Annotated in this window: 11 protein-coding genes; 5 read left to right on the plus strand and 6 right to left on the minus strand. The window is 53.3% G+C overall.

Features of this window, described 5'->3' with window-relative positions; translation table 11 throughout:
- Positions 1-25: 25 nt before the first annotated feature.
- Positions 26-1,825, minus strand: coding sequence for an oligoendopeptidase F (gene pepF / locus NST44_RS24430; protein ID WP_007129915.1), 1,800 nt, complete (start codon positions 1,823-1,825; stop codon positions 26-28).
- Between the two features lie 601 nt (positions 1,826-2,426).
- Here pepF and NST44_RS24435 point away from each other — a divergent pair.
- The 5 genes from NST44_RS24435 to NST44_RS24455 all read left to right on the plus strand — a co-directional run bounded on the left by NST44_RS24435 (position 2,427) and on the right by NST44_RS24455 (position 8,636).
- Positions 2,427-4,445, plus strand: coding sequence for an endonuclease MutS2 (locus tag NST44_RS24435; protein ID WP_007129914.1), 2,019 nt, complete (start codon positions 2,427-2,429; stop codon positions 4,443-4,445).
- Positions 4,446-4,521: 76 nt separating this feature from the next.
- Positions 4,522-5,040 carry a GNAT family N-acetyltransferase gene (locus NST44_RS24440; protein WP_007129913.1) on the plus strand — a complete coding sequence of 173 codons (519 nt, stop codon included), beginning with the start codon at positions 4,522-4,524 and terminating at the stop codon, positions 5,038-5,040.
- Between the two features lie 165 nt (positions 5,041-5,205).
- Complete coding sequence (locus tag NST44_RS24445) at positions 5,206-6,069, plus strand: class I SAM-dependent methyltransferase (RefSeq protein WP_007129912.1); 864 nt, start codon at positions 5,206-5,208, stop codon at positions 6,067-6,069.
- 4 nt (positions 6,070-6,073) lie between these two features.
- On the plus strand, positions 6,074-6,808 hold the full coding sequence (locus NST44_RS24450) for an RluA family pseudouridine synthase (protein WP_007129911.1): 735 nt from the start codon (positions 6,074-6,076) through the stop codon (positions 6,806-6,808).
- Between the two features lie 466 nt (positions 6,809-7,274).
- Entirely contained in the window at positions 7,275-8,636 is a 1,362-nt protein-coding gene (locus tag NST44_RS24455; protein ID WP_007129910.1) for a lytic polysaccharide monooxygenase, read from the plus strand.
- Between the two features lie 168 nt (positions 8,637-8,804).
- Here NST44_RS24455 and NST44_RS24460 read toward each other — a convergent pair whose 3' ends face one another.
- From NST44_RS24460 to NST44_RS24480, 5 genes are all read right to left on the minus strand, one after another.
- A complete protein-coding gene (locus NST44_RS24460) occupies positions 8,805-9,236 on the minus strand; it encodes a MarR family winged helix-turn-helix transcriptional regulator (RefSeq protein ID WP_040738635.1) in 432 nt (143 codons plus the stop codon).
- A gap of 459 nt (positions 9,237-9,695) precedes the next feature.
- Positions 9,696-12,155, minus strand: a complete 2,460-nt coding sequence (gyrA, locus tag NST44_RS24465) for a DNA gyrase subunit A (RefSeq protein WP_007129908.1) — start codon at positions 12,153-12,155, stop codon at positions 9,696-9,698.
- A gap of 11 nt (positions 12,156-12,166) precedes the next feature.
- Entirely contained in the window at positions 12,167-14,146 is a 1,980-nt protein-coding gene (gene parE, locus NST44_RS24470; RefSeq protein ID WP_007129907.1) for a DNA topoisomerase IV subunit B, read from the minus strand.
- Positions 14,147-14,387: 241 nt separating this feature from the next.
- Positions 14,388-15,377, minus strand: coding sequence for an ABC transporter permease (locus tag NST44_RS24475; RefSeq protein ID WP_007129906.1), 990 nt, complete (start codon positions 15,375-15,377; stop codon positions 14,388-14,390).
- Complete coding sequence (locus tag NST44_RS24480; RefSeq protein ID WP_007129905.1) at positions 15,370-16,338, minus strand: ABC transporter ATP-binding protein; 969 nt, start codon at positions 16,336-16,338, stop codon at positions 15,370-15,372. Before NST44_RS24480 ends, NST44_RS24475 begins: the two co-directional genes overlap by 8 nt.
- Positions 16,339-16,359 lie beyond the last annotated feature (21 nt).

Genomic DNA, 16,359 nt, shown 5'->3' on the forward strand with positions numbered 1-16,359 from the left:
CGGTTCTCCCTTTTTTTGTGATAGCTTAAGCGTATAAGGACTCCAGCTCATCCACCAGCGATCCGACATAGGCTACGGCTCTAGAGATCGGCTCGGATGTCGTCATGTCGACTCCGGCGAGTGACATCAGCTCCAGCGGCGTCATGCTGCCGCCAGCCTTAAGCACTTGCAGCCAGCGATCGACCGCAGGCTGCCCTTCCTCGCGAATGAGCTGTGCCGCGGCCGTCGAAGCCGTCAGACCTGCCGCATAGGTATACGGGTACAAGCCCATATAGTAATGCGGCTGCCTCATCCAGGTCAGCTTAGCGCCTTCGTCCAGCTCCAGTGCATCTCCCCAGAAGTCGGACAGCACGGCGCCTTTCAAAGACGAGAGCGTATCTGCTGTGATCGGCTGATCCGCCGTCGCATGCGCATATACTCTTCTCTGCAATTCAGCTTCCAGCAGATGCGTAACATAATTGTGATAGTAGGTGCTGAGCAGCTGAAGAATGATCCAGCGGCGCATCCGCTTATCCTGGGATTTGCTCATCAGATGGTCTGCCAACAGAAGCTCGTTCATCGTTGACGGGGCTTCGATAAAATACATGGAAGGCCGAGCATTGGTCATGCGCTGGTTGCGGGCCGCCAGCATCAGATGGCCGGCATGGCCGATCTCATGCGCCAGCGTAAAGGCGCCTCGCATGTTGTCCGCCCACGTCACCAGAATATAGGAATGCACGCCGTAAACCGAGGAACAGAAGGCCCCCGTCGACTTACCGATGTTGTCGGCATAATCCACCCAGCGGTTCGCAAATGCGGTCTCGACGATATCCGTATATTCAGAACCCAGAATCGCCAGGGAATCGGTAATTGCAGCACATGCTTCCTCATAGGTTATGCTTGGATTGAAGTCCGGATCCATCGGCGCCTTCAAGTCGCAGAACAGCATGCGGTCCAGACCGAGCACCCGCTTCTTCAGGGCCATGAGCCTGCGCATATGGGGAGCAAGCTCGGAAAGAATCGTATCGTGGATATGATTGTACATCTCCTTGGTCACCTGCTGCGGCTGCAGGAGCATGTCCGTCACGGACTCGTAGCCGCGCAAGCGGGACAGCACGACCTGTTTCTTCACCTCGGTCGCGTAAGCTTCGGCAAATGTGTGCCGGGAGCCTAGGAGCGACTTGGTGAACGAAGCATACGCTTCACGGCGGAGCTCGGTATCCTCCGACATCTCATACGCGTTCTCGTATAAACGGAACGAAACCGGCATCGTTTCTTCCCGTACCGAAATATCGTCGAACGTCATATCCGACAGCTTGCCCCGCAAATAAATACGGTACGGGGCTCCAAGCACTTCGCTAAGCGATGCAAGAACGCGCTCCGATTCGGGACTGAGCCGGTGCGGCTTCGTTTCCAGGAGCAGCCCCAGGCTGCGAGCATACGACTTAAGCCCTTCCTCCTGATGGATATATGTATCGATGACGCCTTCCTCTAGCTCCAGCAGCTCCGATTCAAGGAATGTCAGCGAGGATTTGATCCGCGATACCAAATCGCCCGTCTTGGCAGCTCTCGCAAGATTCGCCGGATTGGTCCCATCCTCCGATTGCCGGAGATGGGCATAGGCCGATATCTTCCCGATTCGCTCCATAAGCGCTTCATGCTCGTTCAAGCATTCAAGAAGCACATGCGCCCCCTCGCCCAGTCTCCCTTTAAACCGCGTCAATCGGGCTGCCTGCGCTTCTACGTCCTGCAAGCCTGATTCGAATTCCTCCTCCGACGCGAATAAATCGTCCAGATTCCAGGTTGCTTCGACTTTAACCTCATTTCTAGCCAGCATTTTCCCCATGGCTACAGCTCCTCTCACATGTTGTGCGATCGAATGGATCCCGTCTGTTCATCTTTCGTTTAAGAAACCATTTTCATCATATCACAGTTTCGACCAACACAGCCATTTCCCTCCTGCCCCTTGACAATTAATCTGGAATATGTTTATAGTAGGACCATACCTTATCTAAAGGAGAGATTTTGATGTCGGTGGTTGTTCTTAACTAAGCCAATTTCATATGGATGGAATGCATGATCGTCAAGGTTGGTAAATAATGGACATAACCTGTAGAGGTTAATGTTTATTTCTTGATGCGTATCTACATTTCCTCCGGTGAATTAGTTAAGAACTGCGGATATCAATTGAAGCCCCTTTAGGCTTTATTCAGATATGCTATGCTCATCCGCGCTGCAGTTTTGGCGCGGATTTTTTAGGTTCGTCATCCCTTGCCTAGGCCAAGGGTTATTTAGGCGCAGCTTAAGAGCATACCGAATCGGAATAGCCTCACGCCCGGGCGGAGAGTGAACCCCATGTTCACTTTCCGCCCTATTTGCGTTTCCCATGAGACGATCACCAAGCCTATTGCCTAGCCATTATGAACAAAAAAGGAGAATCGAAGAACATGAATCCTGCCGCATTAAACAAATTAGAGTATTACCGGATCCTGGGCGAGCTTGAACGCTTCGCCATGTCGTATCTGGGTATCCAGCATATCCGGAACATGACTCCGCTCACGCAATTGAAAGCCATTCGCCACAGGCTGGATGAAACCGAGGAAGCCCGTGCGCTGCTGAATGCGGGTGCCAGCGTACCCATACCGTCGCTTGAAGGGATCGAGCTGATTCTCGACCTGATCGGTACCGGGTATGTGCTAACCGAACGGGATTTCGGGCATCTGATCCAGTTCCTTCGCAGCTGCCGTCAACTGATCAAATATATGGAGAACAAGAGCGCCATCGCACCGACCGTCAGCTCTTACGCCTCCTCCATGCATGAGCTGAAGCCGCTGCTGTCCGAGCTTGAGCGCAGCATCCATGCCGGCCGGGTAGTTGACGGCGCCAGCAAAGATTTGGCCAAAATCCGCAAGAAAATCCTTGTTGCCGAAGAACGGATCAAGCGCAAGCTCGACAGTCTTGTCAGCCGTTATAAAGGGATCATGCAGGAGCATGTCATCAGTAAGCGCGGCGACCGGTATGTCCTGCCGATCAAGAAGGAGTTCCGGAAAATGTTGAATGGCAGCGTGCTGGATGAATCCGCGAGCGGCCAAACGGTGTTTATCGAGCCCTCCGAGCTCCAAACGCTGCAGATGGAGCTGAATCTGCTGCATGCCGATGAAGCCCGTGAGGAGACCAAAGTGCTGAGCGAGCTGACCTCGATGACCGAGCAGTATGAGCACGAGCTGAGAATGAATGCGGATACCGTCGGCATATATGATTTCATTATCGCCAGAGGCAAATATGCATTGTCCATCGGTGGCAGGAACGTCGGCATCAATCAGGAAGGCTTGATCCGGCTCCGGAGCGCTACGCATCCGCTGATCGGCGCTTCCATGGTGCCGCTGGATTTTGCGATCGGCGATCGGTATAAGACGTTAATCATTACAGGCCCCAATACCGGCGGAAAAACATCGGCGCTTAAAACCGTCGGACTCATTACGCTGATGGTGCAATCAGGGCTGCTCGTTCCCGTTGGAGAAGGCAGCCAGTGCGCCGTCTTCGACGAGGTTGCGGTCGATATCGGAGACGGGCAAAGCCTCGAGCATGCGCTCAGCACCTTCTCTGCGCATATTCGCAACATCCGGGAGATCCTCCAAACCGCCGGCCGCTCCACGTTGATCTTACTGGATGAAATGGCCTCAGGGACCGATCCCGGAGAAGGAGTCGGCTTGTCGATCGCCATATTGGAGGAACTTCATAAGCGTCAATCAACTGTAGTCGTAACCACCCATTTTACCGAGATTAAAAACTTTGCCGCACGCACCCCGGGATTTGAAAATGCGCGCATGGAATTCGATACCGAGACGCTGGAGCCGCTGTACCGGCTGCGCATTGGCGAGGCAGGTCACAGCTATGCCTTTGTTATCGCGGCAAAACTCGGGATTCCGGAATCGATTATCGCGAGATCCCGTGAAATTACGGAGGCCAAAGCGGTAACGGCCCGCATCGCGGAAGCCGGGGAGACGAGCGCTAAAGCCGCTGAGATCGACTCTGCAGCTGCCTTGCCACAAGCAGGCTCGGCATCCACAGAGGCTCCGGAGATTGCAGAGGCAGATGAAGCTTCGACTACGGCCCCAGCGTCCTCGGGTTCAGGCACTAGAGCGACAGCAACGGAGAACGTAGAGGCCGCCTCTCCTCCCCTTTTCCGCCTCGGCGACCGGGTCTATGTGCCTTATTTGAAGCGAAGCGGCACCGTGTATGAGACGATGGATGCCAAGGGGAATGTCGGCGTAATGATCCAGCAGGCTAAGCATCGGATCAACCACAAGCGGCTGAAGCCGTTCATCGCCGCTGAAGAATTGTATCCGGATGATTATGATCTCGACATCGTATTTGAGAGCAAAGAGAACCGCAAGAAACGAAATTTAATGAAACGGAAACATATTGATGGACTTACAATCGAGACAAAGCCGGATGAGATATAAATATGCCGGCGGAGTTACCGTCAACCAAGTATAGAACATTGAACCGATTCCAACGCTGATAGGGAGAGATTTTGATATGATGATTCGAACGGAGAACAAAGGCGATATCGAAAGCGTCCACCAGCTTCTGCTGCGCGCCTTTGGCGGCCAGCAGGAGATAATATTAATGGAACGGCTGCGCAAGGATCCCGAAATAGACCCCGAGCTATCCATCGTTGCTGAAGATGACGGCATCGTGGTCGGCCATATTATGTTCAGTCCTGCCACCTTGGATGACGGGGGGACGATGCATAAGGTGGCCGCCCTCGGACCGCTTGCGGTTCTTCCCGAATACCAGAAGCGGGGCGTCGGCCGACAGCTTATCGCAGAAGGCAAGAAACGATGCGGCGCACACGGTTATCCGCTCGTCTTCTTGTTCGGCCACAAGGACTATTACCCGCGGTTTGGCTTTGTTCAGGCCAGAGCCCACGGCTTCGAGATCCGCCAATTTACGGTGCCCGACGAGGTCTTTATGGTAGCAGAGCTTCAACGAGGCGCTCTTGAATCGATGCAGGGGGAATTTCGTTTCCACTCTTCATTCGAAGGACTCGGCTAAAAAAAGCACGGAAGCCGCGCACCGGACAGGATCGCGCCGTCTATTCCAGCAGGCCGTAAAAGCAAGCACTATCCCTTCACGCTCACCGGCTGTACTAGGTGGCATTCGGCTTCCGGTTTGTTGTACAATAAAATCTAAATGACTATTTGAAGGATGGATTTCAACATGTATGTAGCTCAGGATTGGCAAGACTACGAGGTTCTTGATACCGGCGGCGGCGAGAAGCTGGAGCGTTGGGGCGATGTTATTCTTCGGCGCCCGGATCCGCAGATCATCTGGCCTATCGAACGGGAGGACGGATTATGGCGGAACGTGCACGGCCACTACCACCGCAGCTCGTCCGGAGGCGGCCAGTGGGAGATGAAGAAGCAGCTGCCGGAACGCTGGACGATCTCCTATGATCAATTAAAATTTCACATCCGGCCGACGAACTTCAAGCATACGGGCCTGTTCCCGGAGCAAGCGGCGAACTGGCGCTGGATGATGGACAAAATCCAAGCGGCCAAGCGGCCGATTCGGGTGCTTAATCTATTCGCATACACCGGCGGTGCAACCGTAGCGGCAGCCTATGCCGGCGCCCAGGTCGTGCATGTCGATGCGGCGAAGGGCATGGTCCAGTGGGCAAAAGAAAATGCCGCTCTATCCGGCCTTGCCGATAAGCCGATTCGGTACATCACCGATGATGTATTTAAATTCGTGCAGCGGGAACAGCGCCGCGGCAACAAATATGATGCGATCATTATGGACCCGCCGTCCTACGGCCGCGGACCGGGAGGCGAAACATGGAAGCTTGAGCAGAGCCTGTACCCGTTCCTCGAAAGCTGCATGAGCATCGTCTCCGATCAGCCGCTGTTTATGCTGATCAATTCCTATACGACCGGCATTTCACCGACCGTTCTGCACAATATGCTCTCCATGACGATGAAGCCCAAGTATGGCGGTACGATCAGCGCCGGTGAAATCGGTCTTCCGATCACACGCTCCGGACTGAACCTCCCATGCGGCATTCTCGGCAGATGGGAGTCCTGATGCGATGAGTAACCGGGATTCTAACCGCGTGCACCCGAGCGTACCGATTCTCTTCGAGGATAATCATGTGCTCGGTGTAGCCAAGCCGGTCAATGTGCCGTCCCAAGAGGATGCTACGGGCGATCCCGATATGCTGACCATCCTGAAGCAGGACATCAAAGAACGGTACAACAAACCGGGCAATGTGTATCTGGGATTGGTGCACCGCTTGGACCGTCCGGTCGGAGGAGCCATGGTGTTTGCCAAAACCTCCAAGGCAGCCTCCCGTTTATCGGAAGCCGTCCGCTCAAGGAACTTTCATAAGCAGTATGCGGCCATCGTTCACGGTATACCGTCAAAGCCTTCCGGAAGGCTTCACGATTACCTGTTGAAGGATACGAAGACAAACACGGTCCGGGTCGTTCCCAAAGGCACGGATGGAGCGAAGGAAGCGCTATTGGATTACACCGTCCTTGAATCCAAGAATGGCCTAAGTCTTGTGCTGATCGAGCTGCACACGGGCCGGCCGCATCAAATCCGCGTGCAATTCAGCCATGCGGAAACCCCCCTCTATGGGGATCAAAAATACGGCAGCAAGGTGAATCAAGCCGGGCAGCAAATTGCGCTCTGGTCTGTACGGGTCGGATTCCCCCACCCTACCACCAAAGACGAGATTAATATTTTATCGACGCCTCCTGCCGTTCATCCATGGTCCCAGTTCTCCATGGATGCGTTGATGCGAACGCTCCAAAGCCAATGATCGTAAGAAGGAGCTCTATCAAGCTCATTTCCTTTCGTTTGAATCGTTGGACAAGAAATATTTGATGATAACCAACAGCATGACCAACGGCTTTCCATGCTGGACATAAAAGACGAGATCCGCTGCTCACTTCGAAGCGGATCTCGTCTTTATATATGGCCACCCAATCAGACTCAAATATTTTATCCCTCAAAAATACAATATTATCCTTTACACGACCCGAGGAATACCGAAGAATAGTAATCAGAATAGTTTAACATTATTTAGTTAATTTGTACAATCATGGTATAAACTCATTCCCTTTGAGTTTATATAGAATTCAATTTTTAAGGAGGTGAGAGATCCGAAGTCAGCCTGTCATTTGCATCGTTGGTCGTTATCAAAGCGCTGCACATGACCTAAGAATGGCTGAAGCTTGCAACCAGACTATTCATAAAGAAGTACACATGTTGAAGGAGGGATTTTCATGATTCAAAACGTTCACGTTCAAGCCTCACGCCGCCTGTCGTTGAAACCGCTGTGGATTTTTCTCGGAAGTTTGCTGCTGTTCTTCCTCGTGATGGTCATCACGGCGAATACTGCATCCGCACATGGCTATATTGAATCGCCTGCCAGTCGTGCCTACAAATGCAAGCTCGGCGAGAATAAAAATTGCGGCCGGATTATTTATGAACCGCAGTCCCTGGAAGGGAAAGGAAATTTCCCGACGGGCGGACCGGCTGACGGGCAAATCACGGGCGCAGGCATATTTACCGAGCTCTATGAGCAAACCCCGACCCGCTGGAGCAAAGTGAACATGAACGGCGGTCCGAACACTTTTAAATGGGTGTTGACTGCCCCGCATGCGACATCCGATTGGAAGTATTATATTACGAAGAAGGGCTGGGATTCCAACAAGCCGCTGGCAAGAGCCGATCTTGAGCTGTTCTGCTCCTTCAATGACGGAGGCAAAAGACCGCCGAACACGGTAACGCATACATGCAACGTTCCGAACGACCGCAGCGGCTACTATCTGATTCTCGCCGTATGGGAAATCGCCGATACGGGCAACGCCTTCTATAACGTCATCGACGTGAATTTGAACAATGGCGGTGGCAATCAGGATACACAGCCTCCGAGCGTCCCGACCGGCCTTCGGTCGACCGGAGCGACCAGCAGTTCTATCTCGCTCGCTTGGAACGCCTCAACGGACAATGTCGGTGTAACCGGCTATGAAGTCTACCAAGGCTCCTCCCGGGTCGCCACGGTATCCGGGACTACCCTGAGCCATACGGTTACGGGGTTACAAGCAGGAACCTCCTATACGTTTACCGTGAAGGCGCACGACGGGGCAGGCAACGTCTCGGCCGCAAGCGCTCCGCTGACCGCCTCGACAAGCGATCCGCTCCCCGACACGCAGGCTCCTTCCGCACCAGCCAATCTGAGAGCCGCCGGCTTTACATCGACCAGCGTATCGCTGGCATGGAATGCGGCAACCGACAATGTCGGTGTAACCGGCTATGAAGTCTACCGCGGAGTCGCTTTGGTTACGACCGTTTCCGGCACCGCCCTCAGCTACACGGTCACCGGCCTGACGCCGAGTACAGCCTATACGTTTACCGTGAAAGCACGCGATGCTGCCGGCAATGTATCGGCCGCCAGCAATGCGCTGGAGGTAACGACGCTGGACGGGTCGGCACCGGAAGTCCCTGCATGGGCTCCAAATACCTCCTATCAGCAGGGGGCGCTTGTAACCTATGACGGGAGAACGTATGAATGCCGCCAGGCCCATACGTCTCTTCCGGGCTGGGAGCCAGCCAATGTCCCTGCTTTATGGCTCCTGAAATAATGGATGCTAAATGGCCTGCTAGAGTAAAATCTGGCAGCGCATAGCGCAAAAAAGAAGCAGCCCCCCATTCGCGAACCGTTTTCGGCTCGACACGGGTGGGGCTGCTTTCATTTCAGCCGGCGTGAGGATCATCCGGATGATAGCATCATCCGAATGATAGGCTAGCCGCTAAACCTCCACTAAAGCTTCCTGCGGAGACGTGCTGATCTTACCGAGCAAATATACCAGCAGCTGCTGATTATGCGATGAAATGCGATTCAACACCTGTGACAAATACTCATCCCGCACCCGCATGCCCCGGCTGTATTCCTCGTTTCCTTTATAAGAAATTGTAACCCACACAATGCGCCGATCATGCTCATCACGCTCCCGCTTGATCAAGCCATTCTTCTCCATGCGATCAAGAAGCATCGTGACCGCAGCCGGACTGGTGGCCATATACGGGATAAAATCCGAGGGCTTCATCCGCTCCTGTTCCTGAAGCACCTCCAGCACGGTCAATTGCGCTTCGGTCAACGTAGGCGCCAGTCCGGCCTCCATATGAAGCTTATAATCCTTGGCCAGCTTGGACCATACCTTCGCGAATTCAGCAGTATGCATGTTCATCCATCCCTTCTGCTATGTCTGATCGAACCTGATTCGAAATCATTCGATATCTGCATCTCATCTCCATGGACCGCCGGTTGTTAGGTGCGGGCTGCCAACTCTCCTAAGTCGTTTATTGGATTAATTGTTCGCGGATCGCCTACCAATATCCTTCTTTTTTCGTTAAAAAATATAATTTCCAACGATGCGACAAAACCCACCAGCCTTGGTATGACGGCATTTATCAATAATCACATTCCTTCGACATGGCAAGACATATGTCAAAAAGTATAAATTAAAAGCCACAGCGAGTAACTTTTCCGCTATCTAGTTATCCCCTGTCCATACTCCCTAGGTGCGCTCGGTGCTTCAAATCAAAATATTAAAAACATCCCTTCACGAATCGCACTTGCGCATAGAGACGCACATGTGACCCGCAAGGGATGCTTTGTCCACATCATAAGCTTAGCGAAACTAAACTTCTTTGTCCTGTCCGTTGTTAGGCAAATGGACCAGACTCACAATCTGTCCTTTTTTGCCGACATCGGCCAGAAGCTTGCCTGTCGATTTCCGTTCAGCGATCGGAACCTTCTCGGAATGAATCGGATAGGCTTGCCCGTCATCAGCGTAGGCGGTAATATCGATCGGTTCTCTGCAATAGAATGCTCCGGCGATGGCGCTGCCGTTCGGCTTCACCCGCTTGCCTTCCTTGAACTCGAATGTAGCGATTCCTTTGCCGCCTCGGCTTTGGACCGGATAATCAATCAGCAGGCTTCGTTTGCCGTAACCGAGATCGGTAATCGTCAAGATTTCGCCTTCATCCTCTTCCACCCACAGGGCGGAAACCACCTCGTCCCCTTCACGGAGCTGGATCCCCCGGACGCCCCCGGACACGCGTCCCATCGGGTTCACCTCTTGCTCCTTGAAGCGAATGCTCATGCCGTCTTTGGAGATGAGCACAATATCCTTCGTTCCGTCGCTCATCACGACCTGGATGACGCTGTCATCCGCTGCGACTTTCGCTGCGGCGACGGCTCCTGATCGTTTGGTGACATAATCCTTCAGCTCGGTTCGCTTCACCTGCCCTTTTCGGGTAACGAAGACGAGCGATTTTCCAGGCTCTTCGAAATTCGTTACCGGAATGACGGATACGATCGAATCCTCTTTCGGAAGCTGGATGACATTGACGATCGCCGTTCCGGCATCCTTCCACTTATATTCCGGTATCTGGTGAACCGGCAGCAGGAAATACTGCCCGCGGCTTGTGAACAGCAGCAGGTTGTCCAGCGTGTTCACTTCGAATAAACGGGTGATGTGGTCCCCTTCCTTGATACCAGAGCTCTCCAGCTCGCCACCGCTTCGGGTGAAGGAGAGCATGCTGGTCCGCTTAATGTACCCGTCATGGGACATCGTAACAAGCACGTCCTCCGCATTGACGAGCACCTCGAGATTCACCTTGATCTCTTCCACTTCTTCCTGGATGACGGAGCGGCGGTCCACACCGTATTTCTCGCGAATTTCGAGCAGCTCCTTGCGGATTACCCCGATCAGCTTTTTGTCGCTGGCGAGAATGCCGCGCAGGTTGTCGATTTTCTTCATGAGCTCGTCCAGCTCTTTTTGCAGCGAATGGATCTCAAGATTCGTTAGGCGATATAATTGCAAAGTTAGAATAGAGTCCGCCTGGCGCTCCGTAAAGCCGAACATCCACTGCAGGTTATTCTGTGCATCCTGGCGGTTCTTGGATGCTTTGATCGCCGCGATGACCTCATCCAAAATGTTCAGCGCCTTAACCAGGCCCTCCAATACATGAGCCCGGTCCTCCGCCTTCTCCAGCTCATACTGCGTTCGGTGCGTGACGACCTCGCGCTGGTGCTCAATGTATGCCTCCAGCATCGCTTTAAGGCCCAGCTGTTGAGGGGTTTTGTTTACGATCGCAACCATATTGAAATTGTACGTAATCTGCAGATCGGTTTTCTTGAACAAATAAGCAAGAATGCCGTTCGCATCGGCGTCCTTCTTCAGCTCAACCACGATGCGGAGCCCTTCGCGTCCGCTCTCGTCTCTCACTTCGGCAATGCCCTCAACCTTCTTCTCCAGCCGGATGTTTTCCATCGCGGTAACCAGTCTCGACTTGACGACTTGATACGGAATCTCCGTAATGACGATCTGCTGCTTGCCGCCGCGAAGCGATTCAATCTCCGTCTTGGAGCGAAGGTAAACGCGGCCTTTGCCGGTGCGGTAGGCATCCAGGATCCCTTCGCCGCCCATGATGATGCCGCTTGTCGGAAAGTCCGGTCCCTTGATAAAGGTCATAATTTCCGACAGCTCGATCTCGGGCTTTTGCATGACCGCAATGCAGGCATCGATTACTTCCCGCAAGTTGTGAGGCGGAATCTCCGTCGCAAAGCCCGCCGAGATTCCGCTTGCCCCGTTGACAAGCAGATTCGGATACCGGGACGGCAGAACGACCGGTTCCTTCGCCGTATTGTCGAAATTATCCTTGAACAGCACGGTCCGCTTCTCGATATCGCGCAGAAGCTCCATCGCGATCGGCGAGAGCCGCGCCTCGGTATAACGCATCGCTGCAGCCGGGTCATCGTCCTGGGAGCCCCAGTTGCCATGTCCGTCGACCAGTACATGCCCCATCTTCCAAGGCTGGGCCATCCGGACCATACCCTCGTAAATGGACGAATCACCGTGCGGGTGATAATTACCCATGACGTCACCGACGGTCTTGGCGGATTTGCGGTAGGGCTTGTCCGGCGTGTTGCCGGAGTCGTACATCGCATACAAAATGCGGCGCTGAACCGGCTTCAGGCCGTCGCGAACATCGGGGATCGCCCGGTCCTGAATAATATATTTCGAATACCGGCCGAAGCGGTCCCCTACAACCTCTTCCAGGTAAGCCGGCAAAAATTGTTCAGATAAACTCATGCTTCCACCTTCTATTCCTCAAACTCCGCAAAATTAACGTTCTCTACGATCCAACGTTTGCGGGGATCGACCTTATCTCCCATCAGGGTTGATACACGTCTTTCCGCCTTGGCCGCATCCTCGATCTGCACTTGTAGCAGCGTCCGCGTCTCGGGATTCATCGTCGTTTCCCACAGCTGCTCCGGATTCATCTCGCCAAGTCCCTTATAACGCTGCAGCTCGTAATTTTTGAATTCCTTCAAGTAGTTCGCAAGCTGCTCTTCGGTCCAAGCATAACGGACCGTTTCCAGTTTGCCGGATTTGCTGGCGATTTTATACAGCGGAGGCTGTGCGATGTAGACACGGCCTTCGTCGATCAGCGGTTTCATGTACCGGTAGAAGAACGTCAGCAGCAGCACTTGAATATGGGCGCCGTCCGTATCCGCGTCCGTCATGATAATGATCTTGGAATAATTGCTGTCCGCCGAGGAAAATTCATTGCCGATTCCTGAGCCGATCGCCGAAACGATGGCCCGGTACTCTTCATTCTTCAAAATGTCGGCCAGCTTTGATTTTTCCGGATTCATCGGCTTTCCTTTAAGCGGCAGGATGGCCTGGATCTTCGAATCGCGCCCCTGCTTCGCCGAACCGCCTGCCGAATCGCCTTCGACGATGAACAGCTCGGTTCTTGAGAAATCCTTCGACTGCGCCGGCGTCAGCTTGCCGCCAAGATTCGAGCTTTCGCTCCGCTTCTTGCCGCTTCGCATTTCATCCCGGGCTTTCCGCGCCGCTTCGCGAGCCTTCGAAGCCTGGATGGCCTTCCTGAGCAGCGTCTGGGCAACCTGGGGATTCTCCTCGAGGAAGATTTGCATTTTCTCGGTGACGATGCTGTCAACCGCACTGCGCGCCGAAGCGCTCCCGAGCTGGTCCTTCGTCTGCCCGACGAATTCCACCTCGGCCATCTTCACGCTGATGACGGCCATCATGCCTTCCCGCAGATCGTTGCCCTCAAGGTTCTTATCCTTTTCCTTCAACAGATTATTCTTGCGGGCATAGTCGTTCATCACGCGGGTATATGCGGTCTTGAAGCCGGTCTCATGCGTACCGCCGCCGCGCGTTGGAATCGAGTTGACGAACGATGCCAGCGTCTCCGTATAACCAGCGTTATATTGAAGCGCAATTTCCACCTCAATATCGTCCTTCTCGGCAAAGAAATGGATGACGTCATGCAGCACATCCTTGCCCTCGTTCAGGAACTGAACGAATTGGCTGGCCCCGCCTTCGTAGAAAAACTCGTCGCTGTTCCCGCTGCGCTCATCCTTCAAGACGATGCGAAGACCCGAGTTCAGGAACGCAATCTCCTGCAGCCGCTCCGCAAGCGTGTCGTAATTCAATTGGATGCCGGAAGAGAAAACGCGCGCATCCGGTTTGAACGTAACTTTCGTTCCGGTCTTCGACGTGTTGCCAAGCACCTCAAGTCCGGTAACCGGCTCTCCGACATGCTCTTTCCCTTTCTTGTCCTGCCAATATTCGAAACGCTGGCGGTGGATCTTGCCCTCCCGGTAAATCTCCACTTCCAGCCACTCGGATAATGCGTTCGTTACCGACGCGCCAACACCGTGCAAGCCGCCGGATTTCTTGTATCCGGAGCCGCCGAACTTGCCGCCCGCATGCAGGATCGTAAATACGACCTGCGGCGTCGGAATGCCGGTCTTATGCATGCCGGTCGGAATGCCCCGTCCGTTATCATACACGGTAACGGACCCGTCTTTATGCAATGTAAGTTCAATTCTCGAGCAGTACTTGGCCAAATGCTCGTCGACAGCGTTATCTACAATTTCCCACACTAGATGATGCAAGCCCGACGAGCTTGTGCTCCCTATGTACATGCCTGGCCGTTTGCGTACCGCAACAAGGCCTTCGAGCACTTGAATGTCGTCAGCATCGTATCCTGAACGGCTTCCACCGCCATTCGGTGATGACTCTGCAAACAAATCGATCTGTTCGACCATTCATGCTCCTCCTTCAAATTTTCGCGTATCATGTTCAGTTCTTTTCATTGTGCCATCCGTTTACACCAAGCTTTAAATGCTTCGGTCAGGATCATGCAAAATTCGAATCCAGCCGCTCCAGTGTACAATATACAGACGAACCAAACCAATTCGTGTATATATTGCGGATTGAAACCGTGCTTTGGATATTTGCAATATCCTCACGTAAAAATGCAAACAAATGTTTCGTGCTTTGTCCATTTTAATTCAAGATATCCCTTCTCGTAAAGACGCTGAATGAAACGATCACCGCACAGACTGCCCAGACCGCCAGTACGGCAAGGGAGAAATTCAGCGACATTCCTTCGATCGGGGGCAAATTGCCGGCCAAATAATCCGTTAAATTCAGGTTTACCATAAACAAATATTTTGCGCTGCTCCATGCAGAGGCCATATTGGTCAGTATATTGCCGGCGATCAGGGCGGCCATCATGATGACGATGCTCGCTGCCGTACTCCGGACAAGGACCGAAACCATGAACGCCAGCATGGCCACGCAAATGCCGACAAACCAAACCAAGCCGCCTTGCATCAGCAGATACATCCACTGCGGCACCGCATGCACCCCGGTCATATCCACTTCCGAGCCGACAATCCGAAAACCCGTAAATACAGGGATGTCAAAGCCTTTATATCCGAAAGCCAGTCCCGAAATGAGATAGGCGATGATAAACGTTGATAAGACGATCAACGACACGAACATCAGCAGGGCGACCAGCTTGCTGAGAAGCACTTTCCACCGTTTGACCGGCCGTGTAAGCAGCATTTTGATCGTTCCGGACGTGCGCTCTCCGGATACGATATCCGATGCGATCGCCATAATCAATAGCGGAATGAATAATGATATCGCATTATTCAGGAACTCCCGGGTAAAGGTAACCCCGTTTGGATGATTAGGATTCACATCATGCTCCAAATAATACTGCATTTGCTGAATAAAAATTTGCCGGTATCTCTTCCATTCATCCGGCACCCGATCGCTGCTGAGCGAGTTTTCATTGTCCGTGATCCGCTGCTGAAGCTCCAGGCGCCAGTCACTGTTGAACTTCTCCTGGCTCCGCTCCGCCGCCTTCATCTGCGCATAGGTAAACATCGGCACCAGAACGAGCAGGACGAGCAGGACGACGTAAAAACGCTTCCTTTTCATAATTTTCAAACATTCGTTCTGTATCAACGGGACAAGGTTACTCAAGGCTCTCCCCCTCCGTCATTTGGAGAAACAGCTGCTCCAGTGTAGGATTCATGCGGTGGACTTCCCGAACCTCTACCCCTGAGGCAACCAGCCGCTCGACCGCGCGGAAGGTATGCTCGGGAGAAATGCACGTTACGATCGCCTCAGCCGACATGCCTGCCAGCAGGTTATCATCGAGCACCGACTCAGGCTCTTCCACGATGTCGCAGTATTCCAGCCCCGACAGTATCCGCTTCCCTTGCGCAGCCGGTTTCAGCTCCCATACGACATAATCGTTGCTCCCGGAGATCAGTGCATCGACTTCGCCGACGGCGAGAACTCGTCCTCCGCTAATGATGGCAACCCGGTCGCACAGCAGCTGGATCTCGCTCAGCAGGTGGCTTGAAACGAATACCGCGAGGCCTTCCTCCGCCAGCTGTTGAATGAAATGGCGCATCTCCTTAATGCCTTTCGGATCCAGCCCGTTGGTCGGCTCGTCCAGGATAAGCAGCTTCGGTCTTCCCAACAGTGCCTGTGCGATTCCAAGCCGCTGCCTCATGCCGAGCGAATACGTGCTTACCTTATCATGTATTCTCCGTTCCAGCCGGACAATATCCACCACTTCGGCGATCCGCTGACGGTCGATTCCCGGCTGCATGCGCGCAAAATGCTCGAGATTCTCCCAGCCGGTCAGAAAAGAATACATCTCGGGATTCTCAACGATGGAACCGATGTGACGCAGCGCCTGCTCCTGCTGCCGGTTGACATCATAGCCGCACACCTTGATCGTTCCTGAGGTCGGCTTGATCAGATCGACGAGCATCCGAATCGTTGTCGTCTTCCCCGCTCCGTTCGGGCCAAGAAATCCGAAAATTTCCCCTTTGCGAACGTCGAAGGTCACATCATGTATAATCCATTTTCGTCCGATTTTCTTCGTCACATTCTTTACAGATAACACGATTTCCGAGAAATGGTCATTCAAGCGACCCCAACTCCTTCTATG

This window comes from Paenibacillus sp. FSL W8-0919 (genome assembly GCF_038003785.1).
Lineage (GTDB): Bacteria > Bacillota > Bacilli > Paenibacillales > Paenibacillaceae > Paenibacillus_AQ > Paenibacillus_AQ lactis.